The sequence below is a fragment of the Pigmentiphaga daeguensis genome, assembly GCF_039523035.1.
In the GTDB taxonomy this organism is placed as follows: domain Bacteria; phylum Pseudomonadota; class Gammaproteobacteria; order Burkholderiales; family Burkholderiaceae_B; genus Pigmentiphaga; species Pigmentiphaga daeguensis.
The window spans coordinates 37451-62850 of record NZ_BAAAEN010000013.1; the positions used below are offsets into that span (position 1 = coordinate 37451).

General features: G+C 67.3%; 22 protein-coding genes. 8 read left to right on the top strand and 14 right to left on the bottom strand.

The features are described from left to right. Positions 1–107: 107 nt before the first annotated feature. Entirely contained in the window at positions 108–2339 is a 2232-nt protein-coding gene (locus ABD104_RS16815) for an acyl-CoA dehydrogenase (protein ID WP_343927897.1), read from the bottom strand. 127 nt (positions 2340–2466) lie between these two features. Here ABD104_RS16815 and ABD104_RS16820 point away from each other — a divergent pair, with 127 nt between their 5' ends. Then, a complete protein-coding gene (locus tag ABD104_RS16820) occupies positions 2467–3549 on the top strand; it encodes an exonuclease domain-containing protein (RefSeq protein WP_343927898.1) in 1083 nt (360 codons plus the stop codon). A 22-nt stretch (positions 3550–3571) separates the two neighbouring features. On the opposite strand, the gene ABD104_RS16825 is transcribed toward ABD104_RS16820, so the two are convergent. Continuing rightward, positions 3572–3778, bottom strand: coding sequence for a hypothetical protein (locus ABD104_RS16825; protein WP_087839963.1), 207 nt, complete (start codon positions 3776–3778; stop codon positions 3572–3574). A 99-nt stretch (positions 3779–3877) separates the two neighbouring features. On the opposite strand from ABD104_RS16825, the gene ABD104_RS16830 reads away from it, so the two are divergent. Both ABD104_RS16830 and ABD104_RS16835 read left to right on the top strand, forming a co-directional pair. Next, complete coding sequence (locus ABD104_RS16830) at positions 3878–4909, top strand: NADP-dependent oxidoreductase (protein WP_132979211.1); 1032 nt, start codon at positions 3878–3880, stop codon at positions 4907–4909. Between the two features lie 87 nt (positions 4910–4996). After that, entirely contained in the window at positions 4997–5458 is a 462-nt protein-coding gene (locus ABD104_RS16835; RefSeq protein ID WP_343927899.1) for an STN domain-containing protein, read from the top strand. On the opposite strand, the gene ABD104_RS16840 is transcribed toward ABD104_RS16835, so the two are convergent. The 7 genes from ABD104_RS16840 to ABD104_RS16870 form a co-directional block, all read right to left on the bottom strand. Next, positions 5445–6788: a sigma-54-dependent transcriptional regulator gene (locus ABD104_RS16840; RefSeq protein WP_087839965.1), complete on the bottom strand. Its 1344-nt coding sequence runs from the start codon at positions 6786–6788 to the stop codon at positions 5445–5447. The genes ABD104_RS16835 and ABD104_RS16840 overlap by 14 nt on opposite strands. After that, positions 6781–8685: a sensor histidine kinase gene (locus ABD104_RS16845; protein WP_343927900.1), complete on the bottom strand. Its 1905-nt coding sequence runs from the start codon at positions 8683–8685 to the stop codon at positions 6781–6783. Before ABD104_RS16845 ends, ABD104_RS16840 begins: the two co-directional genes overlap by 8 nt. Before the next feature lie 92 nt (positions 8686–8777). Next, entirely contained in the window at positions 8778–9752 is a 975-nt protein-coding gene (locus tag ABD104_RS16850; RefSeq protein ID WP_132979209.1) for a tripartite tricarboxylate transporter substrate-binding protein, read from the bottom strand. 12 nt (positions 9753–9764) lie between these two features. Beyond that, complete coding sequence (locus tag ABD104_RS16855; RefSeq protein WP_243724412.1) at positions 9765–11978, bottom strand: DUF6351 family protein; 2214 nt, start codon at positions 11976–11978, stop codon at positions 9765–9767. A 221-nt stretch (positions 11979–12199) separates the two neighbouring features. Further along, on the bottom strand, positions 12200–13267 hold the full coding sequence (locus tag ABD104_RS16860; protein ID WP_087839968.1) for an AI-2E family transporter: 1068 nt from the start codon (positions 13265–13267) through the stop codon (positions 12200–12202). 13 nt (positions 13268–13280) lie between these two features. After that, positions 13281–13895 carry a trimeric intracellular cation channel family protein gene (locus tag ABD104_RS16865; protein WP_207958600.1) on the bottom strand — a complete coding sequence of 205 codons (615 nt, stop codon included), beginning with the start codon at positions 13893–13895 and terminating at the stop codon, positions 13281–13283. Between the two features lie 101 nt (positions 13896–13996). Then, positions 13997–14899 carry a LysR family transcriptional regulator gene (locus ABD104_RS16870; RefSeq protein ID WP_087839970.1) on the bottom strand — a complete coding sequence of 301 codons (903 nt, stop codon included), beginning with the start codon at positions 14897–14899 and terminating at the stop codon, positions 13997–13999. A 126-nt stretch (positions 14900–15025) separates the two neighbouring features. Between ABD104_RS16870 and ABD104_RS16875 the strand changes: the two genes are divergently transcribed. From ABD104_RS16875 to ABD104_RS16890, 4 genes are all read left to right on the top strand, one after another. Next, positions 15026–16285: a flavin-dependent oxidoreductase gene (locus tag ABD104_RS16875; protein ID WP_087839971.1), complete on the top strand. Its 1260-nt coding sequence runs from the start codon at positions 15026–15028 to the stop codon at positions 16283–16285. A 226-nt stretch (positions 16286–16511) separates the two neighbouring features. Next, positions 16512–17030: a VOC family protein gene (locus ABD104_RS16880; RefSeq protein ID WP_087839972.1), complete on the top strand. Its 519-nt coding sequence runs from the start codon at positions 16512–16514 to the stop codon at positions 17028–17030. A 35-nt stretch (positions 17031–17065) separates the two neighbouring features. Then, a complete protein-coding gene (locus tag ABD104_RS16885) occupies positions 17066–18277 on the top strand; it encodes an alpha/beta hydrolase family protein (protein WP_132979206.1) in 1212 nt (403 codons plus the stop codon). 32 nt (positions 18278–18309) lie between these two features. After that, complete coding sequence (locus tag ABD104_RS16890) at positions 18310–19128, top strand: IclR family transcriptional regulator (protein ID WP_343927901.1); 819 nt, start codon at positions 18310–18312, stop codon at positions 19126–19128. On the opposite strand, the gene ABD104_RS16895 is transcribed toward ABD104_RS16890, so the two are convergent. The 5 genes from ABD104_RS16895 to ABD104_RS16915 form a co-directional block, all read right to left on the bottom strand. Beyond that, on the bottom strand, positions 19121–20827 hold the full coding sequence (locus ABD104_RS16895) for a TRAP transporter large permease (protein ID WP_087840001.1): 1707 nt from the start codon (positions 20825–20827) through the stop codon (positions 19121–19123). The two genes, ABD104_RS16890 and ABD104_RS16895, sit on opposite strands and share 8 nt — an antisense overlap. Positions 20828–20829: 2 nt before the next feature. After that, entirely contained in the window at positions 20830–21453 is a 624-nt protein-coding gene (locus ABD104_RS16900; protein ID WP_087839975.1) for a TRAP transporter small permease subunit, read from the bottom strand. A 109-nt stretch (positions 21454–21562) separates the two neighbouring features. Next, on the bottom strand, positions 21563–22651 hold the full coding sequence (locus ABD104_RS16905) for a TRAP transporter substrate-binding protein (protein WP_087839976.1): 1089 nt from the start codon (positions 22649–22651) through the stop codon (positions 21563–21565). A gap of 189 nt (positions 22652–22840) precedes the next feature. Further along, complete coding sequence (locus ABD104_RS16910) at positions 22841–23815, bottom strand: Bug family tripartite tricarboxylate transporter substrate binding protein (protein WP_132979205.1); 975 nt, start codon at positions 23813–23815, stop codon at positions 22841–22843. A gap of 85 nt (positions 23816–23900) precedes the next feature. Then, on the bottom strand, positions 23901–24815 hold the full coding sequence (locus tag ABD104_RS16915) for a ferritin-like domain-containing protein (RefSeq protein WP_087839978.1): 915 nt from the start codon (positions 24813–24815) through the stop codon (positions 23901–23903). 174 nt (positions 24816–24989) lie between these two features. On the opposite strand from ABD104_RS16915, the gene ABD104_RS16920 reads away from it, so the two are divergent. Next, positions 24990–25370 carry a RidA family protein gene (locus ABD104_RS16920; protein ID WP_087839979.1) on the top strand — a complete coding sequence of 127 codons (381 nt, stop codon included), beginning with the start codon at positions 24990–24992 and terminating at the stop codon, positions 25368–25370. Positions 25371–25400: the final 30 nt, after the last annotated feature.

The window sequence follows — 25400 nt, forward strand, 5'->3', positions numbered from 1 at the left end:
CGGGGTGTCAACCCTACAAACCCTGGATTCCGATGTCAACGGCTCCGAAATTACCCTTATCCGCTTCGATTCCGCCGACATCCCGCTGAAACATGAAAAACCGGGGTTCAGCCTTGCGCCACGCGCTTTCCGGCCAGTTCGGCTGGGTCGAAACTATCGACCTCGACGACGTCGGCGATGGCGCGTTCCAGGTCTTCGAACATCAAGGCCTGGGCCGCGTCCACCTTTCCGGCGCGCACGCCGTCGCGCCAGTCGCGGACACCGGCATGGCGCAGCTCGTCCAGCACCGGAGCGGCACGCGCCGCGAGCTCGAAGGCCTGTGCCAGCCTGTCCAGCGCCTCGCCCGGACGTGGCCGGGCCAACCCGGGCAACAGGCGATCGCGTGCCGGCGACGGCTCGAGCAGCCGCTCGGCGCAGGCCAGGGTGACGGCATCGGCCGGGCCGCGCCGGCGCACGCCCCGGGGCAGGCAGACGAACCGCAGCACCCCCGCGGCCGCCCGCGCGGGCAGATTGGCCAGCACCGCGTCCAGGCTCGCCTCGATGGCGGCGAGGCCGCTTTCCATGCACCACTGCACCAGCGGCAGGTCGTCGGGTTGCCGGCCTTCGTCGTGCCAGCGCTTGAGGACGGCGGACAGCAGATACAGCTCGGCCAGGATGTCGCCCAGCCGCGCCGACAGCATCTCCTTGCGCTTGAGCGCGCCGCCCAGCGTCGCCAGCGTGACGTCGGCCACCAGCGCGAATGCCGAGGCATAGCGGCCCAGTGCGCGGTAGTAGGGGGCGACCGGACCGGCCGAGCGCGGTGCCGGCGCGAACCGGCCACCGGTCCAGGCGCGGCCGAAGGCACGGAGCGCGTTGGCCGTCGCGTGGCCGGCATGACGCCAGAAGGTACGGTCGAATTCCTCCAGGCCCCTGGCCGGATCACTGTCGGCCAGCGCCGCCATCTCGCGCATCAGGAACGGATGCGCCCGGATGGCCCCCTGGCCGAAGACGATCAGGCAGCGGGTCAGGATGTTGGCGCCCTCGACCGTGATGCCGATGGGGATGGCGCGGTAGACGTTGGACAGGTAGTTGCGCGGGCCGTCGATCACCGCCTTGCCCGCGTGGATGTCCATCGCGTCGTTCACCGCGATGCGCATGCGTTCGGTGGCGTGGTATTTCATGATGGCCGAGATCACGGCGGGCTTGTGCCCCGCGTCCAGCGCCGCGCAGGTCAGGCGGCGCGCGGCATCCACCTGGTAGGCCAGGGCCGCCATCCGGCCCAGCTTCTCCTGCACGCCCTCGAACTTGCCGATGGGAATGCCGAACTGTTGGCGCACGCGCGCATAGGCACCGCTGGTATGCGCCGAGAATACGCACGAGGCCGCCGCCAGCGATGGCAGGGAAATGCCCCGGCCCGCCGCCAACGCCGTCATCAGCATCTGCCAGCCCTGCCCCACCCGCTCGACGCCGCCGATGACCGCCTCCATGGGGATGAACACGTCCTTGCCCTGGTTCGGGCCATTCTGGAACACCTGCATCGCGGGCAGGTGCCGCCGGCCGATCTCCACCCCCGGCGTATCGGTGGGCACCAGCGCGACGGTGATGCCGATGTCCTCGCGGTCGCCCAGCAGCCGGTCGGGATCGCGCAGCTTGAAGGCGAGCCCGAGCACGGTCGCGACCGGCCCCAGCGTGATGTAGCGCTTGTGCCAGGTCAGCCGCATGCCCAGCACTTCGCGTCCCTGCCACATCCCCTTGCAGACCACGCCGTGGTCCACCATGGCGGCCGCGTCCGATCCCGCCTCGGGGCTGGTCAGCCCGAAGCACGGGATGTCGCGGCCGTCCGCCAGCCGCGGCAGCCAGTGCTCGCGCTGGGCGTCGGTGCCGAAATGCAGCAGCAGCTCGCCCGGCCCGAGCGAGTTGGGCACCATGATCGTGACCGCCGCCGTCAGCGACCGGGTCGAGATCCGCCGCACGACTTCGGAATGCGCGTAGGCCGAGAATCCCAGTCCGCCGTACTTGCGCGGAATGATCATGCCGAAGAACTTGCGTGCCTTCAGGAACGCCCAGATGTCGGGGGGCAGGTCATGCAGTTCCCAGTTGACCCGCCAGTCGTCGACCATGGCGCACAGCTCGGCCACCGGCCCGTCCAGGAAGGCCCGCTCTTCGTCGCTGAGCCTGGCCGGCGGCATGTCCAGCAGGCGGCGCCACTCCGGATTGCCGGTGAACAGGTCGGCGTCCCACCACACGTCCCCGGCCTCGATGGCCTCGCGCTCGGTGTCCGACATGGTCGGCAGCGCCTTCGCGGCCCAGCGGAACAGCGGCTTGGACAGCCATTCGCGGCGCCATGAGGATGCGGCCATCGGGATGTCTCCTTGTCGACTATCTACCTCATATAGTAAGCCGGCCGGAAGACGCGACCGCGGCCGCGCGCGGCCCGGGCAGGCATGGTCTGGTTAAATAGGGGCTGCTCGTTCTTCACCCATTCCCATGCATCCTCCCCGCCTGGCCTTCGTCGACCTGGAAACCACGGGCACGACGCCGCGCAGCGACCGCATCACCGAGATCGGCATCGTCCAGGTGGATGCCGACGGCATGCGCGAATGGAGCAGCCTGGTCCACCCGGGCCGCCCCATTCCCCCGGCCATTCAGTCGCTGACCGGCATCACGGACGCGATGGTGGCTGGCGCCCCACCCTTCGAGGCCCTGGCCGACGACATCGCCCGGCGCCTGGACGGCTACCTGTTCATCGCGCACAACGCCCGCTTCGACCACGGTTTCCTGCGCGAGGAGTTCGACCGGCTGGACCGGCCCTTCCGGCCCGATGTTCTGTGCACCGTCCGCCTCTCGCGCAAACTCTACCCGCAGTACCGCAGCCATAGCCTGGATGCGTTGATCGCCCGGCACGGCCTGCATGTGCATGCCCGCCATCGTGCGCTCGACGATGCGCGCCTGCTGTGGCACTTCTGGCAGGACATCCACCGCGAGTTTCCGGCCGGGCAGCTCGGCGAGCTCGTCGATGCGCTGGCCGGCCGCGTGCCCTGGCCCGAATACCTGGACCCGGCCCTGCCCCGCCTGCTGCCCGACGCCTACGGCGTCTACGTCTTGCGCGACGTGAACCACCAGCCGCTGTATGTCGGGCGGGCCTCCAGGCTGCGGGACAAGGTGCTGTCGCATTTCCAGCCGGGCGCCTGGAAATCGGCCAAGGCACGGCGCCTGGCCGAGCAGGTCCGGCACATCGAATGGCTGGAGACGGGCGGCGCCATCGGCGCCCTGCTGCACGAGAACCGGCTGTTGCGGACCCTGGCGCCGTTGCACAATCGCCGCGCGCGCACGCCCGCCCTGGCCGGCGACACGCACTGGCCCTACGAAGGTCCGGTGGGGATACGCGAGGCCCGCGTCATCCACATCGTGGAACGCTGGCAATTCCTGGGCAGCGCGACCGACGATCAGGCCCTGTACGGCCTGCTGGACGGCGGGCGCGCCGAATACGACCACGAAGTCCACCGCATCCTGCGCGATCGGCTGGCGCAGGTCCCGCTGCTGAGGCTGGACCGCGCACGCACGGACTGAGGGCGCGGCGGCGGACCGGCGGCTATTTCCCTCCCGGTCCCGCCACGTCGATGCCGCTGCCCGATAGCTTGTTCGACCTGGGCGAACGGCCCAGGTCATCGGCGGAAGTATTCCGGTCGTTCTGGCGGGCCATCTGCTCTCGCTTGAGATCGGTCTCGGCGGCCTGCCGCTCCGGCTTGCGGGCGGGCCGGGCGGCCGGCTCGGAAGGCTTGGTGGACGAAGGTTTCATAAATGCTCCGGACGGCTTATCGTTGATCCGATCCACCCGCGGGTGGATCATCGCCGATCAGCACGAGACGTGCCCGACCACGACCGCCAGGAGAACGACATGCCCCCGTCCGCGCCCATGAACCGCCGCATCGTCATGGCCAGGCGCCCCGCCGGCACGCCGGTGGCCGAGGATTTCCGCCTTGAAACCGAGGCGGTTCCCAGTCCGGCCGACGGCCAGGTGCTGCTGCGCACGCTCTACCTCTCGCTCGATCCCTACATGCGCGGCCGCATGAGCGACGCGGCCTCGTATGCGAAGCCGCTGGACATCGGGGACGTCATGCTGGGCGGCACGGTGTGCCGCGTGGCCGAATCGCGCCATCCTGACTTCGCCGCCGGCGACCTGGTCCTGGCCGCCAGCGGCTGGCAGGACTACGCGCTGTCGTCCGGCAAGGGGCTCACCCGCCTGCCCGCGGACCTTGCCCATCCCTCATGGTCGCTGGGCGTGCTGGGCATGCCGGGATTCACCGCCTACGTGGGCCTGATGCAGATCGGCACGCCCAAGGCGGGCGAGACGGTGGCCGTCGCCGCCGCGACCGGAGCCGTCGGATCGGTGGTGGGACAACTGGCCAGGCTGCACGGGTGCCGCGTGGTGGGCATCGCCGGCGGACCGGACAAGTGCGACCATGCGATCCGCGAACTGGGCTTCGACGCCTGCGTGGACCATCGCGCGGCCAACCTCGCCCAGCGCCTGGCCGCGGCCAGCCCCAACGGCATCGACGTCTATTTCGAAAGCGTGGGCGGAGCCGTGTTCGACGCCGTCCTGCCGCTGCTCAACCGCCATGCCCGCATCCCGCTCTGCGGCCTGATCTCGCAGTACAACGCCGTGCCGGGCGTCGAAGCCCCGGACCGCCTGCCCATGCTGATGCGCCTGGCGCTGACCAAGAGCCTGCGCATCCAGGGCTTCATCGTCTCGGACTGGTACGGACCGCTCTACCGGGAGTTCACCCGCCAGATGTCGGACTGGATCGCCGACGGGCGCATCAAGTACCGGGAAGACATGGTGGACGGGCTCGAAAACGCCCCCGCCGCGTTCATGGGTCTGCTGGAGGGACGCAATTTCGGCAAGCTGGTGGTGCGGGTCGCCCACTAGATGGGGCGCGGCGTGCTACCCTAGGGACGTCATCGAACAATTACAAGCAGGTCGCGCCACGGCGCAGTCCCGCAACAGGAGACTCGTATGACGTGCCAAGTGATTCCCCTGCGGCCACGCCGCGCCAAACGGCGGACGTTCACCGTGCCGGCCAAATCGTGGATGGTCGCGGTACCCGTGGCCCTGTCGATAGGCTGGCTGCTGGCCCTGCCCGGCATGCCGCATGCGCAGGCCGGCCCGACGGCCTCGGCCGAGCACCGGCTGGATTTCGCCATTTCCAGCGGCGACCTGCGCCCTGCGCTCGAAAAATATGCCCGCCAGGCGGGCATACGGCTGTCGTTCGATCCTGCCCTGGTGGCCGGCCTGACGACGCCCGGGCTGACCGGCCGCTACACGATCCAGGACGGGCTGGACACCCTGCTGCGGGGCACCGGGTATACCGCGGCCCAGGAAGGCGGACGCTACGTCCTGATTCCCGAGCCGCCCGCCTCGGCCGGCAAGCGGCCGCCCAGCGGACCGCGCCTGGTGGGCGCACTTACGCCTGTTTGAAGTCATCGGTGCTCAGGCCCAGCCTGTGCATCTTGTCGTAGAGCGTCTTGCGCGGCAGGCCCAGCATCTCGCTGGCCGCCGCCGTGCGGCCCGAGCAGTTCTTCAGCGCGTCCTCGATCAGCAGGCGTTCGAAGCTGGTCATCTGCTCTTCCAGCGAGCGCCTTGCGCTGGCCGCCGCGCCGGCCGGGCCGTCCTTGGCCAGCCCCAGCACGTAGCGGTCCGCCACGTTGCGCAGTTCGCGCACGTTGCCCGGCCAGTGATGCGCCATCAGCGACTGCAACTGGGACCCCGACAGCACCGGCGCATCCCGCCCATAGCGCAGGGCCGCCTGCAGGATGAAATGCTCGAACAGCAGGGGGATGTCCTCGCGCCGTTCGCGCAGCGGCGGGATCTCCAGCACCGCGACGCTCAGCCGGTAGTACAGGTCGGCCCGGAACGCGCCCCGCTCCGATTCGGCCAGCAGGTCGCTCTTGGTGGCGGCCACGACCCGGCAGTCCATGGGCTGAGGCTCGTTCGACCCCAGCCGTTCGAATACCCGCTCCTGCAAGGTGCGCAGCAGCTTGATCTGCAACACCATGGGCATGGTCTCGATCTCGTCCAGGAACAGCGTGCCGCCGCGCGCATACTCGATCTTGCCGATGCGCCGCTTGGCCGCGCCCGTGAACGCGCCGGCCTCGTGGCCGAACACCTCGCTCTCGAACAGCGTCTCGGGCATGCCGCCGCAGTTCAAGGCCGAGAAATGGCGATCGCGCCGGTTGCTGTGGTCGTGCAGGCACCGGGCCACCAGTTCCTTGCCGGTCCCGGTCTCGCCCACCACCAGCACGTCGGCGTCGGTATCGGCCAGGTCCTGCACCACCTTCCTCAAGGCCACCATGGCCGGCGACCGGCCCAGCAGCGCGCTTTCGATGGCGAGGCGATTGTCCAGCTGCCGCCGCAGGGACTGCACCTCGAGCGTCAGCCCGCGCTTCTCCAGGGCCCGCTGTACCACCTCGCTCAGGTGCTCGGAGGAAAACGGTTTTTCGATGAAATCGTAGGCCCCCAGGCGCATGGCCTGCACCGCCATCGAGATGTCGCCATGGCCGGTCACCAGGATCACCGGCAGGCAGGCATCGATCTCCAGCGCGCGGCGCAGCAGCTCCATCCCGTCCATGCCGGACATCTTCACGTCCGTCACGAGCACGCCCGGAAATCCGGGCACGACGTGCTTGAGCGCCTGCTCGGCCGACTCGAACGCCTTGACCTCGAGGCCTGCCAGTTGCAGCGCCTGCTTGCCCCCCAGCCTGACCGCCGGGTCGTCCTCGACGAACAAGACTGTCAATCCTTCATGCATCCACTGTCTCCTCCAACTTCGCCGGCCGCAGTTGCAGCACGAATTCCGCCCCGCCCCCCTCGCGGTTGCAGGCGCGCAGGCTGCCGCCGAAATCACGCACGATGCCCGCCGAGATCGCCAGCCCCAGTCCCAAGCCCACCCCCTGCTCCTTGGTCGTGAAGAAGGGTTCGAACAGCCGGCGCATCACCTCGTCGGGAATGCCCGGCCCGCTGTCCAGGACCGAGATGACGACCCAGCCCCCCGCCTCCGTGACCGAGATCTCCAGGCGCCGCTCGTCGCTGCGCGCCATCGCGTCGATGGCATTGCCCAGCAGGTTGACCAGGATCTGTTCCAGCCGGTTGCCGTCGCAATAGGCGCAGGCATCGTCCGGAACGCTCAACCGCAGCTCGACCCGCTCCTGCCGCAGCCGCTGCTCGAGCAGGAAACAGGCGTCGGCCACGGCCACCGCGATCGAGGTCGGCTTGAGCAGGGCCGGCGACTTGCGCGCGAACTTCTTCAACTGGCCGGTGATCTTGCCCATGCGGGCGATCAGCTGGCCGATCATGGTCAGATTCTCTTCGGCATCGGCCTGGCGTCCGCGCTGCAGCAGCACCGTGGCATTGTCGGCCAACGTGCGCAGCGCCGCCAGCGGCTGGTTCAGTTCATGCGTGATGCCGGCGGCCATCTGGCCCAGCGCCGCCATCTTGCCAGCCTGCACCAGCTCATCCATGGTGGACTTCAGCACTTCCTCGGCGCGGCGGCGCTCCGCGATCTCGGTCTGCAGGTGACGGTTGGCGTTGCTCAGCGCCTGCGTACGCGCCGCCACCTTGCGTTCGAGCTCGTCGTGCGCCCGCTGCAGGGCCGCGCTGGCCGCCAGGCTCTGGGCGATGGCGCGCCGCCGCTGCTGCAGGTACAGGCCCAGTATGGCAAGGAACCCCATGGCCAGTGCCACCGCGATGGCCATGTTGCGGGCGCGCGCGTGGATGGGGGCCATGTTGGACAAGGCCATGAGCTTCCATTGCGTGCCCGGTATCTGGCGGCTCTGCACGAGATAGGACGGCACCAGGAAGTTGCCGCCCTCGCCCTCGCGCGCCGCTTCGTTGGTGAACTGCACGATGCGCACGCCCTCGGGCTGTTTGCCGACCTCGGCCATGCCCAGCGGCTCCAGCGATCCCGCGCGGTGGTACTGGCGCGTCACCGCCAGCTTCTGGAGCGTGTGGGACGACAGCGGCGCCAGCGTCTTGAACTTCCATCCCGGTACCGAAGTCAGGAAGATGACGCCGTTCTCGTCCACCACCACCACCTTCTCGTCGGCACGCAGCCAAGCGTCGTCGAGCTTGTCCAGGTCGACCTTCAGCGCCGCCACGCCCAGCATCCTGCCGTCGTGGTAGATGCCGTACGAGAAGTAATAGCCCGGGGACTGGCTGACGGTGCCTATGCCGTAGAAGCGGCCCGACAGCCCCTTGGCCGCGTCGATGAAATAGGGCCGGTACGAGAAATTGCGGCCGACGAAGCTGGGCGGGCGGTTCCAGTTGCTCGCGGCCAGCGTCAGCCCCTCCGTGTTCATGACGTAGATCTCGGAAGACCCGGCCTTGCGGTTGACCGTTTCCAGGTACAGGTTGACCCGGGCGATCCGCTCGGGATTGCCGGGATCCTGCAGCAGCGCGATGACGTCCTTGTTCAGGGACAGGATGCCCGGCAGGTAGTCGTAGCGCGTCAGCTCGCTCTGCACCCCGCCGGCATAGATGTCGAGCCTGTGCTCCACCCCCTGGCGCAGCACCTGGATGCCGGTTCGTTCGCCCCAGATGTAGGCCAGCATCACCGCCAGGGCGGCGGCGAACAGGCAGACGCCGCCCCACACCAGGCGGCGCTTGGAAAAACCGCGGGCAGGCGGGTTGACGCTCAAGTCCCCATCCATGATTTTCGTGTTCTAGTGTCCGCAATTTATCCCAGGCACGCCAGGAAAGACATCGGAGCTTGCGCCACGTGGCGGCGCAAGCTCCTTTGCGTCTAGTCGGCGTAGACGCCGGCCGCCCGGATGATGGGCGTCCACTTGGCGATCTCGTTGCCAAGATGCTTGCGCAGCGAGTCGGGCCGGGCCCGTTCGCCGGTCGCCGCCTGCGCCCCCAGTTCCTCCATCTTCCCGCGGAACACCGGGTCCTGGACCGCCGCCTGCAGCGCGGCCGACAGCTTCTCGACCACGGCCGGCGGCGTGCCCTTGGGCGCATACATCGCGTGCCAGATCTTGACCTCGATGCCCGGCAGCCCCTGCTCGGCCGCGGCCGGGATGTCCTTGAACGCGTCGATGCGCGTGGACTGCATCGCGACGTAGGGCTTGACCACGCCGGCCTTGATCTGTCCGGCGACGTTGGTGGTCTGGTCGCACATCAGGTTCACCTGGCCGCCGATGAGGTCGGTCAGCGCCGGCGCGGTCCCCTTGTAGGGCACCGTGCCCAGCTGCGTGCCTATGGTGCTCATGAACAGCAGGCCGCACAGGTGCGAGGCCGACCCGATGCCGGCATTCGCCAGGAACAGCTTGCTGGAATTGGCCTTGATGTAGGGCAGCAGGTCCTTGAAGTTGTCCGGCGGCAGGCTCTTGGTGCCCAGCAGCACCATCGGCACGTCGGCGATCTCGCCGATCATCTCGAAGTCCTTGAGCGGATCGAAGCCCAACTGGCGGTACAAGGCCGGCGCGGTGGACATGCCGATGTGGTGGATCAGCACCGTATGGCCGTCGTTGCGTGCGGTGGCCACCTTCTTCGCGCCTATGGTGCCGCCCGCTCCGCCTACGTTCTCGATCACGATCTGGCCCTTCAGGTGCCTGGCCATGACGGCCGTCACGTCGCGCGCCACCTTGTCGGTGGGGCCGCCCGCGGCGAACGGCACGACGGCGACGATGGGCGCGCTGCCGGGGAAGTCCTGCGCCTGGGCCGGAGCGGCCAGGGCCGCCAGGACGCCGAGCGATAACATGGAAAGAAACTTCATTTCTATACCTCCTTAAGGACGAGTGATGTCGAACACCAGATTCCGGGGGGACGGGCCGAACGAAAGCCACGTGCCCTTGAGCGGCTGCTGCTCCACGCCGGGCTTGCTCCAGTCGCACACGCCGCCGGGGAAGATCTGCCGCAGGCGCTCCAGCTGTCCGGCATTCAGCGTGACCTTGTAGTCGGCCGGATCGACGGCCTTGAGCTGGCACTTGACGATGTTGTCGGCCAGCGGCGCGCCAGCCACCAGGCGCGGCGTGATGCCTGCCGGGTAGAGCTGGTTGCAGCGTCCGTCGCCATAGGCCGTGGACGGTTCGACGATCTTGTTGCCGCCACTGTCCCAGCAGGCATCCGCCAGCCCCGCGGGCTTGTGCGAGACGACCTTGCGCGACCTGGGCTGGTCGGAGGCGTCGCCCACCACGCCCATCAGCCACTGGTCCATGAGCTGCAGCAGGTTGTCGCCCACCGGGCCCGGTCCGAGCATGACGTGGTTGTCGAAATGCCCGTTGGCGGCCTTCAGGCGCTCGCGCACCGAGTACGAGTGGATCTTGTTGTGGATGTCGCCGTTCACCGCGTTGTCGAAGTAGTCGCGGTGCTCCAGGATGGCGGTCGAGGCCAGGCCGCCCCCGCCATGGGTGATGCGCCCCGACTGGTAGGCGCGGCGGATCGCGTCGATGTCGCCGGTCGTGCGGGCCGCCGTGGGCTTCAGGTCCACGTCCAGGCCGCCGATGTTGGCGTTCAGGTCCAGGAACTCTTCCACCGTGATGGCGCCGTCGTTCAGCGCCTTCAGTCCGTACTGCACGCCCACGTTGTCGATCGGCCGCAGCGCGAAGCCCCGGCTGTCCTTGCCGTAGACGTTCACCGTATGGTCATACACGGTGGCGCGGCTGCCGCCGGGGTTGTTGACCGGGTGATACTTCAGGCTTTCCTGGAACCCCGCCGGGAACGAGACCACCGGATCCAGCCGGCCGGCGCTGCCGCTCATATTGGCGATGTTGCCGACCTGCAGGTAGCCGGAGATCGCCTTCTTCTTCTCGTCGCTGTAGGGCAGCCCGCCCGCGCGGTTGAAGTAGTTGTTCAGCAGCCGGGAATCGAAGACCTTGAACAGCGTGGCCGAGGTGACGTCCGGGAACACCATGTTCACGATGATGCCGTCGAACAGTCCGGGATAGTTGTCCGAGGTCTGGAAGCTCTGATAGGCGCCGCCCGATCCGCCGGTGCCTATCGTGTAGACCGGCACGCCGTAGGCCTCGATGAAGCGCTCCTTGGTCATCGCGACGGTCTCCGACGACAGCAGGTCGTTGCAGTTGGAGCCGAAGATGTTCAGCGTGGACGTGACGGCCGCGTAGCCCTGCTTCATCCACTCGTCGACGATCAGGGTGCCGAAGGTCGCGCCCTGCGTGTACCAGCCGCCCTGGCAGCCGCCGCCCAGCGGATACATCAGCTTGCCGTTCCAGGCCTTCGAACGCTTGTTCGGGCCGATCTCGCCGTCGTTGAGCGGATCGTGCAGCATCGCCGACTGGTAGATGCCGCGGTTGATCGTGCCCGTTTCCAGCCGCACGAGATATGGCACCGTGCGCTCGGTCGGCTTGCCCTCGTCGATGGTGATGGTGGCCATGTCGGTCGGATAGACCGTGGGCGTGTTCCAGCGGCTGTTGCCGCCCGACTTGTTCCGGTAGAAGTAATCGACCCGCGTATTGGTGGAGCAGTGCTCGCCGAACGGCCCGTCCAGCGTGCCGCCGCCCAGCCGGCCGAAGGTGGTGGTGGTGCACAGGAAGGGCTTCTGGTGGGGGCCGGAGATCATCGGCCCGGTGATGGGATAGTTCGTGACCTCCAGCGTGGCGGTCGCGTCCCCGACCTGGGCGCGCAAGGTGTTCTTGCCCAGCGCCATGCCGCTCACCAGCCCCTGCCAGGTGCGATCGCCGATCTTCGCGAACGCCCGCGACACGTCGCTCTTGTCCAGCATGACCACCGGCGTGCCGCTGACGCCGGCCGGCACCTCCAGCCGCACCAGCGCGTCGTCGCCCGTGACGTAGTCCGGCAGCGAGGAAACCGTGCTCAGCTTGAGGGCCGGCGCCGGCGGCGGTCCCGGAGGCGCTCCGCCATCCCCGTCATCCCCGCCGCAGGCCGTGGCCAGCACCGCGGCGGCGCCCGCCGCCAGGGCCAGCCGGCCCATTCCATATCCATGGGCGCGCGCCTGCCGCCCCCGTGTCGTCTCGGGTCTCATTCCTGCCTCCTCCTGTCATGTGTCTTGAATCTTCTCGTTACAGCGACGGAGGATTAGCAACACCCATGCCAACACGGCCCCGGCACGCGAACATGCGGCAAGGGCCTGTTTTCATTGGCGTTTTCGGGAGCCGGCGGGCAGAGGGAGCGACACGGGCGGCCAGAATTCCGCCATGCGGGCCGCCCGCCGTTCCGGAATTCCGCAACGGCGGGCGCGAGAGGTCAGTTCCGGTCGGGAGAAGGCGGACCGTCTATCGACGAGAACAGGTCCCACACGGCCATGAACAGCGCGGCGATCAGCGGCCCGATCACGAAGCCGTTGATCCCGAACAGCGCCATGCCGCCCAGGGTCGAGATCAGCACCACGTAGTCGGGCATGCGCGTGTCCTTGCCGACCAGGATGGGACGCAGCACGTTGTCGACCAGGCCGATCACCAGGATGCCGTAAAGGGTCAGGATGATTCCCTGCAGCACGGCGCCGGACAGGAGGAAGTAGACGGCGACCGGCCCCCAGATCAGCCCGGCCCCCACCGCCGGCAGCAGCGACAGGAAAGCCATCACGACGCTCCACAACAGGGCGCCCTTGATGCCCAGGATCCAGAAGATCAGGCCGCCCAGCATGCCCTGGGTGATGGCTACCACGATATTGCCCTTGACCGTGGCCCGCACGACCGCGATGAACTTGCGGAACAGGTGGCGCTTGTGTTCCTCGGTCAGCGGCAGGGCCTGGCGGATGCGGGCGGACAGGTCCGGGCCGTCGCGCAGCAGGAAGAACAGCAGATACAGCATGACCCCCAGGCTGATGACGAACTGGAAGGTGTTCTGGCCGATGTTCAGCGCCTGGGTGGCGAAGAACTGGCTGCCCCGGGTCGCGACCTCGGCCAGCTTGTTCTGGATGCTGTTCACGTCCACCAGGCCGAACTTCTCCAGCAGGCTGCGCGCGGTCGGAGGCAGGGCCGCCATGGCCTGGTCGAGGTAGCCGCGGAAATCGATGTCGCCCGCCTTGATCTGCTCGTAGAGTCCCGCGCCCTGGCTGACGATGGTGCCTGCGATGAGCGAGACCGGGATGATCACGATGAGCACGCACACCGCCAGCGTGGCCAGGGCCGCCAGGTTGTTGCGGCCGCCGAACGCAGCCACCAGCCGGCGCTGCAAGGGGAAGAAGATGATGGCCAGGATGGCCCCCCAGAATACGGCGCCGAAGAACGGCCACAGCAGCCAGCCGAACGCCAGCGTGACCAATACCAGCAGGAGCAGGAAGGTGCGGTATTGCAGAGAGGTCTGGCTCATCGAGGACGTTCCTTCAATGTTCGGGAGGCGTTCTGGTCGTGAAGACGGGCAGGGTCAGGCTCCAGCGGATGGCGACCATGCGGAACAGGAAGCCGGCCACCAGCGCGATGGCGGTGGCATGATCGTGCCCGACGCCGTAGCGCTGCAGCAACACGTACAGCGTGCCGGTCGCCAGCGCGACGGAGGCGTAGAGGTCGCGGCGCAGGACCAGCGGCACCTGGTTGCACAGGATGTCGCGCAGCAGGCCGCCGCAGATGCCGGTCACCATGCCCATCAGCACCACGATGGCGGGATGCGCGCCCGCGGCCTCGGCCACGTCGCAGCCGATCACGGCGAAGGCGACCAGGCCCAGCGCGTCCAGCAGCAGGAAGGCCATGCGCACCCGATGCATGTACCGGACCAGGAGCGCCGCCGCCAGGGCCGCCCCCACGGTGAAGAATAGATATTCGGGATGGGCCACCCAGCCCAGCGGATAGTGGCCCAGCAGCACGTCGCGGATGGAGCCGCCCCCCAGGGCCGTGACCGTGCCGACGACGCAGACCCCGAACAGGTCCATGCGGCGCCTCATGCCCATGATCGCGCCCGAGGCGGCCTCGGCGGTGATGGCGACCAGATAGATCACTTGCAGCAACATAAGCGGGGCCGCTCGGCCGTCTCCTTTTCCCTGCGCGCCGGAGCGGCGCGCGAACCACGCGGATTATCGCATCCGGCCGGACCGCGGGGCGCCTGCTAGGATCCGACGGCTGGCAGGGCCTGCATCAGGGTCGCGCGGAAGTCATCCAGGACAGGCGGCCCCTTGAAACCGCGCCGCGTCACCTGATAGAGGTCCAGGCTGACCGCCGGCTTGACCAGCAGATCGGTGGCCACCCGGTGGCGGTGGCAGGCGACCAGCGCGAACGTGGGGATGACCGCCGTGCCCAGCCCGGCTTCGACCATGGAGATCAGGGTCTCGAAGAAGTTGAAGCTGGCGCGGTCCTCGTTGCCGCGGCCGATCTTCTCCAGGTGCGGCTCGATCAGCCGCTGGATGGGATTCGCGGGCGGCAGGCCGAGCAACGGCACCTCGCGCAGGCTGGTCCAGGCCGCCGTGCCCACCGGCCGGCCCGGTACCCCGTCCGTCGGTGCGACGCGCATCAGCCGGAATTTGCCCACCGGCGCGCGGTCCAGCCCCGCCAGCGGCTTGAAGAAGAACCCCAGTCCGATATCGGCCTCGCCCGCCGCCACCAGCGCCTCGACCTGCTGCAGCTCGGTATCGGCCAGCCGCAGTTCCACGTGGGGGTGGGATTGCTTGAACAGCTGGAACACCCGGGGCAGGATGTTGGACGAGATCAGCGGCGTGGCCGCGATGCGCAGCGTCTGCCTTGCGCGCCGGCCGGCCACGCCCAGCTTGGACACCACCTCCTCCAGGTCCCCCACCACCCGCTGCGCCACGGGCAGCAGGTCGCGGCCGGCCTCGGTCAGCACCACCATCCGGGTCGTGCGGTCGAACAGCCGGCAATCGAGCTGCTTTTCCATCTCGCGAATCATGATGCTGAGCCCGGCCTGCGTCATATGGGCCTTCTCGGCGGCGCGGGTGAAATTGCCGATCCGCGCGACGTGCAGGAACACCTGCAACTGGCGCAATGAGAGATTCATAAAACTCTAATATGTATTCATATCATATCTAAACTTCAAAAATAATACGTTCTGGCGCCTAATACCAGCACCAGCGGATCCCTGGCCAGGGATCCGCAAGAGAAAGTTCATCACGAGGGTACGAACATGAGCAGCAAAGAGGACGTGGTCATCATCGGCGCCGGGATAGGCGGGCTGACGCTGGCCCTGAGTCTCCACCAGGCCGGCATCGCCTGCCGCATCTACGAGGCCGTGCCCGAACTGCGGCCGCTGGGCGTGGGCATCAACGTCCTGCCCCACGCGGCGCGCGAGCTGGCCGAGCTGGGCCTGCTGCCCGAGCTGGACAAGGTGGGCGTGCGTACGCGCGAGTCCATCTTCTTCAACGAACACGGGCAATTCGTGTTCCGCGAAGCCGCGGGCCTGGCCGCCGGCTTCGACTGGCCGCAATACTCCATCCACCGGGGCGACCTGCAGACCGTGCTGTTCGACGCCGTCAAGCAGCGCCTGGGCCCGGACGCCGTGGTCTGCGGACAGCGCTGCACCGGCGCCACGCAGGACGGGGAATCGATCACCGCGCACTTCGTCTCGCCCGACGGCGAACGCCTGCCCGACGTGCGCGCCCGCCTGCTGGTCGCCTGCGACGGCGTGCACTCGGCCCTGCGCAAGCAGCTCTATCCACAGGAAGGCGCACCCCGCTATTCGGGCGTCAACATGTGGCGCGGGACCGCGGTATGGAAACCGTTCCTGAGCGAGGCCAGCATGGTGCGCGCGGGCTGGCTGGACGTGGGCAAGATGGTGATCTACCCCATCCGCAACGACGTCGACGGCAAGGGCAGCCAATTGATCAACTGGGTGGCGGAAATCACCGATCCCAATCCGGCCATCCGCGACTGGAGCCGGCCGGGCAGGCTGGAAGACTTCCTGCCTGCCTTCGAGGACTGGCATTTCGATTGGCTGGACGTTCCCGCCCTGATCCGGTCCTCGGACTCGATCCTGGAATATCCCATGGTGGACCAGGATCCCCTGCCCACCTGGACCCAGGGCCGCCTGACGCTGCTCGGCGACGCCGCCCACCCCATGGTGCCGCGGGGGTCGAACGGCGCGGGCCAGGCCATCATCGACGCCCGCTACCTGGCGGGCCAGTTGAAGCGGCGAGGCCTGACAGAGGAAGCCCTGCAGGACTACGACAAGGTCCGGGTCGCGGCGACCACGCAGGTGGTGCTGACCAACCGCACGAATCCGCCCGACGCCATCCTGCGCGAGGTCTACGAGCGGACCGGCGGCAAGCGCTTCGAACAGCTCGAACCCATCGTCTCCCAGGCCGAGCTGCAGGCCATCTCCGACAACTACAAGAAAGTCGCCGGCTACAGCCCGGCCGCGCTGAAGGCCCGGCCCTCCTTCCTCTGACCCCGGCGCGGTCCGCGAAGGACCGCCCCGCCCTTTCCGAGCCGCCCTTTGGGGCGGCTTTTGTTTTTGCAAATTCCGAAATTATTGAAAAATTTTATCGGAAAAAAACCGCCATATTTAAATTAAAAGTATCTGTTATTGATACTTTTTCAAAATTCGCCGACAATCTCTGCCACATCATCGACAGCCCCCACCGCCCCCGGCGCCGGGGGCAGAAGGAGACACCATGGCAACGCTCGTTCCCATACAAGGCCTGCACCACTACGCCTACCGGTGCCGCGACGCCGAGGAAACCCGCCACTTCTACGAGGACCTCCTGGGCCTGCCGCTCGCGCACGTGATCCGGGCCGACCACGTGCCCAGCACCGGCGAATACTGCCCCTACGTCCACATCTTCTTCGAGATGCGGGACGGCTCCTACATGGCCTTCTTCGACCTGGGCGACGGCCAGGCGGCCGAACCTTCCGCCAACACCCCCGACTGGGTCAACCACATCGCGCTGCAGGTCGAGTCCGAGGACGAACTCCGCGCGGCCCGCGCCCGCCTGGAAGCGGCCGGAGTCGAGGTCCTTGGCGTCACGGACCACGGCTTCGTCAGGTCCATCTACTTCTTCGACCCCAATGGCATCCGGCTCGAACTGACGACCCGCACCGCGCCCGCCGCCAAGCTCGACGAATTCAAGGCCTCGGCCCATGCCGAACTGGCGGACTGGGTCCGCACCCGGCCCTCGGCCGCCCATCGCTAACCGCCCGCCCCGCAACCCACAAGGAAATCCGCGTCATGTCCACGCCGTCCAAGCACACTTTCGACCGCATCCCCGTCATCCTGCAATTCCGCGAGCCGGTCGAAATGGTGGAAACCTACGGCTTCAACGGCAGCCAGGGCTATACCGTGCTCGAAGGCCAGCGGCTGGTGCCCCGCAACGTCCAGTCCAAGGTCGTGTTCCTCTTCATGCATCCGGCCTCGACGCTGCAGCTCCTGCCCATGCCCGTGGCGCTGGCCGAATCCGGCATGCACGTGCTGTGCGCCGGCAGCCGATACGCCAAGAACGATTCGGCCCTGATCATGGAAAAAGTGGCGGCCGACCTGGGCGCCTATATGCGCTACGCACGCGAAGACCTGGGCTACGAGAAAGTGGTGCTGGTCGGCTGGTCCGGCGGCGGCGCGCTGTCGCTGTTCTACGAGGCCCAGGCCGAGGCGCCCTCGATCACCCACACGCCGGCGGGCGACCCCTATGACCTGACGCAGGCCGGCCTGACGCCGGCGGACGGGATCATCTTCATCGCCGCCCACCTGAGCCGGCCGGAAACCCTGACCGAATGGCTGGACCCTTCGGTGCGCAACGAACTGGACCCCGAGGACCGGGACCTGGAATTCGACATCTACGCCCCCGACTGCCCCAACCGCCCCCCCTTCTCGCAGGACTTCGTGGCGCGCTTCCGGGCGGCGCAGCTGGCGCGCAATCGCCGCATCAGCGCCTGGGTGCTCGATACGCTGGACCGGCTCAAGCGCTCGTCCTCGGGCGAACGGGAACGCGGCTTCGTGGTCCATCGCACCATGTGCGACGTGCGCTGGCTCGATCCCGCGGTGGACCCGAACGGGCGCAAGCCGAACTGGTGCTATCTGGGCGACCCGCGCGTGGTCAACTCCGGCCCCGCCGGCCTGGCCCGGTTCAGCACGCTGCGCAGCTGGCTGTCGCAATGGTCCTACGACCACTCCAACATCAAGGGTCCGGTGAACGCCGCGCGGATACGCCGGGTTCCCGTCTTGCAGATCGAGAACGAAGCGGACGACGCCGTGCCCGCCACCCACAATCCCCTGATCCATGCGGCGCTCGGCACCCCGGACAAGGAATTCGTGCAGATCAAGGGCGCGACCCACTACTACCTGGGGCAGCCCCGGGAACTCGCGCAGTGCATGGAGACCATCATCGACTGGACCCGCCGCAAGATCGCGGCCGACTTCGAGGCTCCGGCCGCCGCGCAGCGCTGACCGGGCAAGCCGGTCCGGGATTGATTACCATCATGCCTGCGAACGCGCCGGCCGGCATGGCCGGCGCGCCGAATACCGAGGTGCATCGATCCCCCATGTCCCAGTTCGCCAAAGTCCTCCAGGTCCTGGACCTTTTTTCCGAAGCCAGGACCACGCTGGCGGCAGAGGAAATCGCCGACCTGCTCGAAGTCTCCCGGCCCACCGCCTTCCGCTACGTCAAGCAGTTGTGCGAGACCGGCCTGCTGGCGAAGATCGCGGGGCGATACGCGCTGGGCGCGAAGATCATCGAACTCGACTACCGCATCCGGCGGACCGAGCCCATCATGCTGGCCAGCCGCGCCAGCATGCGCGAGCTGGCCCAGCGCACGGCCACGACGGTCGTGCTGTGCAACATATACGGCGACGAGATCGTGCACAGCCACCATGAGCGCGTGGGCGAACTCGCGCCCATGAGCCTTGACCGCGGCCACCTGATGCCCCTGTTCAAGGGCGCCGCCCCGGCGGTCATCCTCGCCAACCTGCCGGCCGCGCGCCTGAAGCGGCTGTACGAGCGGCACAAGGCCGACCCCGACGTGCTTGCCATCGCCGGCGACTGGCCATCCTTCGCCCGGCACTACAAGCGCATCCGCAAGGATGGGCACTACATTTCGCGCGAGGAGATCGACCCGGGCGTCATCGGCATCGCGGCGCCCATCTTCAACGACGGGCGCCACGTCGTCGGGGCCACCACCCTGGTCTACGAGAAAAAGCGCGAAAAACTGGTGAACGAGGAAGGCTATGCCGAGCTGGTGCGGCATTGCGCGGCGGCGGTGACCCGGGAGATCGCCGCCGCCGCGCCGCAGGCTACTTGAAGTCGGCGTTCGGGTCCCTGCCCTCCTGGCCCGAACCGGGCGCGGGCTCTTCCCCGTAGGCCCCCCCGCCGCCATAGCTCTCGCCGTACGAGCTGTCCACCTCGATCTTGACGCTGCCCGGGTCCACCGCGGCCTGGTCGCCCTTGTAGTGCATCACCAGTCCCGGCATCAGCATCACGACGGCCACCATCAGCAACTGGATCACGATGAAGGGAATCGAACCCCAGTAGATCTGGCCGGTGGTGACCTTGGCGATGCGCTTGCCCGTGACCTTGTCCAGGTAGTCTTCCTTGGGCGCCACCGAGCGCAGGTAGAACAGCGCGAAGCCGAAGGGCGGATGCATGAACGACGTCTGCATGTTGACCGCCAGCAGCACGCCGAACCAGATCAGGTCTATGCCCATTTTCTCGGCCACCGGCCCCAGCAGCGGCACGATGATGAAGGCCAGCTCGAAGAAGTCCAGGAAGAAGGCCAGCACGAAGGTCAGGATGCTGACGACGATCAGGAAGCCCCATTGGCCGCCGGGCACCGAGGTCAGCAGGTGTTCGACCCACAAGTCGCCGCTGACGGCCCGGAAGGTCAGGCCGAACACGGTGGAACCGATCAGGATGAACACCACGAAGCATGACAGCTTGGTCGTGGTGTCCATGGCCTGCTTGAGCAGATTCAGCGACAGGCGCTTGCGCATGAGCGCCATCGCGATCGCCCCCACCGCGCCCATCGCGCCGCCCTCGGTCGGAGTGGCCACGCCGATGAAGATGGTCCCCAGCACCAGGAAGATCAGGAACAGCGGCGGGATCATCACGAAGGTGACCCGCTCGGCCAGCGCGGACAGCCACCCCAGGCGCAGCCATTTGTTGGCCAGCGCGATGATGAAGGCCGACACGCCCCAGATCAGCATGGTCAGCACGATGCGCTCGTCCACCGGCGCGGTGTCGTGTTCGAGATAGTCCCCGACCAGCGCCGCGATGCTCGCCGAGACCAGCATCAGCACCAGCAGCGACCGGCCGCCGCGCGTCCCGTTGGGCTCCTGGAAGCGCCGGGCTTCCTCGGGCAGCGCGGGCGCGCTGTCCGGCTTGATCAGCGAGGCCAGCACCACGTACACGACGTAGGCGCCGGCCAGCAGGAAACCGGGCAGCATCGCGCCCCGGTACATGTCGCCGATCGACCGGCCCAGTTGGTCGGCCAGGATGATCAACACCAGCGAGGGCGGAATGATCTGCGACAGCGTGCCCGAGGCCGCGATCACGCCCGAGGCCAGCCTGCGGTCGTAGCCGTAGCGCAGCATGATGGGCAGCGATATCAGCCCCATGGAGATGACCGAGGCCGACACCACGCCCGTGGTGGCCGCCAGCATCGCGCCGACGAACACCACGGCGATGGCCAGCCCGCCCCGCAGGGACCCGAACAACTGCCCGATGGTCTCGAGCAGGTCCTCGGCCATGCCGGAGCGCTCCAGCACCAGCCCCATCAGGGTGAAGAAAGGCACCGCCAGCAGCGAGTCGTTGGTAATGATGCCGAACACCCGCTGCGGCAGCGCCTGGAACAGCACCGGCGTCAGCAGGCCCAGCTCGATGCCGATCAGCGCATACAGCATGCCGTTGGCGGCCAGCGCGAACGCAACCGGGAATCCCAGCAGCAGGAAAACCACCAGGTTGGCGAACATGATCGGCGCCAGGTTCGCTATCAGGAAGTCGATCATCATCGGCCTCCCTGCGTGCTGCCGTGGGCAGCGGCCTCGCGGGCCTGCGCCTCGCGGGCGATTTCCTCGGCCAGCTCCTCCTCGGCGCTCTTGCCCCGGTCCCGCTCCCGCGGATCGGGCCCCTTGCCCATCAGGAAGGCCACGCACTTGATCAGGTGCGAGAGGCCGGCCAGCACCAGCAGGCAGAAGCCGACGGGGATCAGGAGCTTGACGGGCCAGCGCACCAGCCCGCCGGGGTTGGAAGACTGCTCGTCGGTCACGAAGGAATCGACGAACACGGGCCAGGACAGCCACATGATCAGCACGCAGGCCGGCAGGAGGAAGAACACGACGCCCAGGACCTCTATCCAGATCTGCGTACGCTGCGACAGCTTCTGCGCGACGATGTCCACGCGCACGTGTTCGTTCTTCAACAGGGTATAGCCCGCGGCCAGCAGGAAGATGGCGCCGAACAGGTACCACTGCAGTTCGAGCCAGGCGTTGGAGCTGGTGTGGAAGACCTTGCGCACGACGGCGTTGCCCGCGCTGACGACGACCACCACCAGGGTCAGCCAGGTGACGGCCTTGCCGACCAGCAGGTTCAGCCTGTCGACCAGGCGGGAGAAAGCAAGGAGAGCATTCATGGTTGTAGACCGATGCTGAACGAAAAACGCCTGGCGCGTGGCCAGGCGAGCGATTCATGCTTCCTGTGCGTGGCGGGGAACCGGGTAGGTAGCGCCACGCTGGGGCCTGTCACTTGCGGATGGTGGACATGTAGCCGTCGAAGTTGCCTTCGGCCACCCGGAACCATGGCAGCACGTTGCCGCGGAAGGCGACCATGCTGTCATAGACCTTCTTGAACTCGGGGCTCTTGGCGCTCATCTCGGCGTATACCTTGTTGGCCTCGGCATAGCAGGCGTCCATGACCGACTTCGGAAAGGCCCGCAACTGCGCCCCCTGCGAGATCAGCCGGCGCAGCGCCGCGGGATTCTCGGCGTCGTACTTGGCGATCATGTCGTTGGTGGCGGCCGCGCACGCCTGTTCCAGCACGGCCTGGTACTGCTTGGGCAGCTTGTTGTAGGCGTCCTGGTTCACGTACAGCGACACCTGCAGCGTGCCTTCCCACCAGCCCGGGTAGTAGTAGTTCTTGGCGACCTTGTGGAAGCCCAGCTTTTCGTCGTCGTACGGACCGATCCACTCGGCCGCGTCGATGGTGCCCTTCTCCAGCGCCGGGTAGATGTCACCGCCGGCGATCTGCTGCGGTACCACTCCCAGGCGGGACAACACCGCGCCGGCGAACGCGCTGACGCGGAACTTCAGGCCCTTCAGGTCCTCGACCGACTTGATCTCCTTGCGGAACCAGCCGCCCATCTGGGTGCCGGTATAGCCGCAGGGGAAATTGACGACGTTGTACTTTTTGAACACCTCGCGCAACAGCTTGAGGCCGTCGCCGTGGCGCATCCAGGCGTTCATCTGGCGCGTGTTGAGCCCGAAGGGCACCGCCGCGTCGAAGCTGAGCGTGGGGTCCTTGCCGTAGTAGTAATAGGAGGCGCTGTGCCCGCATTCGATGGTGCCGTTCTGCACGCTATCGAGCACTTGCAGCGCGGGCACGATCTCCCCGGCGGGAAAGGCGCGGATCGTGAACTTCCCGCCGGTGGCCTCGGATACATACTTGGCCACGGCCTCGCCACCGCTGTAGATGGCATCGGCGCTGCGGGGAAAGCTGGAGGCGAGGCGCCAGGTGACGGTAGGCGCGTCCTGGGCGAATACGGGTGCTGCCAACGTCACGCCGCCGGCGGCGGCGCCCACGGTTGCCTTGGTCAGAAAGGAACGGCGGTGCATGTGCGGGTCTCCCGGGTGGTTGTAACCGACGGGCGGCACCGGTCCTGTCAAAGGGCGTCACGAGACTGCAACCGGTGCAAAACAAGTGCCACCCATAGGTAGGGCAAATACATGATAACGGGACGCTCGAGCACTGCGTTCCTAAGGGAAACCCTGATCCCCAAAACGGGAATTGACATGAAACCACCATCAGTCCGTGCCTATCCTGGCCTCCCGGACAACCCGCTTCCACTTGGCCAGCTCGGATCGCAGCAGCTCTCCCAGCTGCTCCGGCGTGCTGGGTTCGGCCAGGGCCCCCAGCGAGGCGAACTGCTGCTGGACCTCGGGCAACCGGAGGATGGCGGCGATCTCGTCGTGCAGGCGCGCGACGATCGCGGGCGGCATGCCCGCCGGGCCGAACACCCCGGTCCAGACATCGACCTCTCCCTCGGGCAGCCCCAGCTCGCGCAAGGTGGGAACGTCCGGCAGCAGCGGGCTGCGCCGGGCACTGGTGATGGCAAGCGGACGCACCTTGCCCAGCCTGGCCTGGGGCGCCGAGGTCAACACCAGGTCGAACATGGCGTCGACGTGCCCCCCAAGCAGGTCGTTCAAGGCCGGAGCGCTGCTCTTGTAAGGGACGTGCAGCAGCGGAATGCGCGCGGCGCTCTTGAGCAGTTCCCCCGCCAGGTGGTTGGACGTTCCCGCCCCGGCCGACGCATAGGTGATGGGCTGGGCGCGCGTCTTCGCCAGCGCCAGGAACTGCGAAAAGTCGGCCGCCGGCAGCGACGGATGGACCACCAGCACCAGGGGCAGCGAATTCACCAGGGAAATGGGCGTGAAGTCCTTGACCGGATCGAAGTCGACCCGGTTGATGAGCGGGTTCATGACCTGGGAACTGACGCCGCCGTACAGGATGGTATAGCCATCCGGCGCCGCCATCGCGGCATGCTTGACGCCGATCGCCGTGCTGGCCCCCGGCCGGTTCTCCACGATCACGGGTTGGCCCAGCCGCTGTCCGAGCTTCTGGGCCAGCGCCCGCGTGAGCACGTCTGCGGTGCCGCCCGGCGCAAACGGCACGATGAAGCGGATCGGCCTGTCGGGATAGGACTGCGCCCGTGCGCCGGGCAAGGCCATACAGGTGAGCGAAATCCCGATTGCCGCTTGCATGCATAGAGTGCGAATCATGGTCGTATCCTCGGCTGCCGTTGGACGGCGCGCAAGACGTCGGCATCGCCGGCCGGTCGCCCCTTGCGAAGCCGGCCGGCACGGTTCACAGCGTGTATTCGGGCAGGTCTATGCCCAGTTGAGCCGCCTTGCTCCTGATCTCGGCCAACGTGGACACGAAGGCCTCGTGCTCGATTTCCGGGGGCGCCGCTCCCAGGCCGGCCTTGGCCACGACGAGGTCGAGCCGGGCGAACAGATCCTGCTCTTCGTTGACGTTGGACGACGAGTGGAACCCGCCCAGTTCGATGTTCTCGATGACGTCGATCATGGCCGTCCTCACATTCTCGCGGACTTCGTCCGAGACCTGCGGCAGGCGATACGCCAGGTATTCCCAACCCATGCCGATGTGACGGACCTCGTCGGCCAGGATCCGGCCCAGGACGGCCCGCGCGACGGGATCGGTGGTGTGGTGATAGCGGACGCGGAATATCTCGACCGCGAAGTACTCGCTGACGCAATGCCAGCAGGCCAGCACGGCCTCGGGGGTGTAGTCCGGGTTCATGCCGCGCTCGCGCAGGCCCGCCACCAGACGCTTGCGCGGCGCGCCTTCCGGCGGTTCGGGCAGGTAGCCGCCCAGTTTCTCCGCCATCAGGTACGAGGCCTCGATGTGCTTGGCCTCGTCCATGAACTTGGTCGCCAGGGCCAGCTTGATCATGCCCGGCCGGCCGCCCTCGAAGGCGAACCGCAGCAGCACGGTGGGCGATTCAGCCAGGCCGGTGTATTCGCTCCAGGCGCGCCGGCTCCAGAACACCCGGGCGGCATACAGCTCCTCCGGGGTGTACTTGCCCAGGTCCAGCTGGCTCCAGGGGATGTCCGTGACCGGATCCCAGTTCGATCCCTTGGCGACGGTCCAGATACGTTCAACGCGGGGCAATGCCTCCCCCAGGTTCAGCGGAAACCGCTGCTCGCGTATTCCGGGAAAGCCGGTGACGGGAATGAAAGACGACGGCTGTGCGGACATCTCGGCTCCTTGTGATTCCGTTTTCCTTAATTAACCAACTGATTAGTTAATAGTCTAGAAATCCCGGGCAAGGCATGTCAAGAAGATTCTTTCCGCAATGATCTTTGACATGATCGATAGCCGATGCTTAGAATTAACCAACCAGATAGTTACTTATAGAACAGGGAGACCGGCATGATCACCAAGACACCCCTGGGGCCCTCGGGCCGCCCCTACTCCCAGGCGCTGGAGGTGGCCGGCGGCAAACGCATGGTCTTCGTATCGGGCCAACTGGCGCGAACCGACCCGGAACATGCCCGCCATGCGGGCGACCTTGGCCGGCAGGCGCGGGAAATCTTCGCCAACATGGATGCGCTGCTGCGCGAGGCGGGCGGGTCGCTGGCCGATGTGGTCAAGATCACGGCCTTCCTCACGACGCTGGACGGCTACGCGGACTATTCCGCGATACGCCGCGAAGTCTTCACGGACCCGCTGCCCGCCAGTTCCACGGTGCAGGTCTCGTCCCTGGTTACGCCGGGATGCCTGATCGAGATCGAAGCCATCGCGATACTATGAACGGCATTGGCCGCCCCCTTCGTAAAGAAT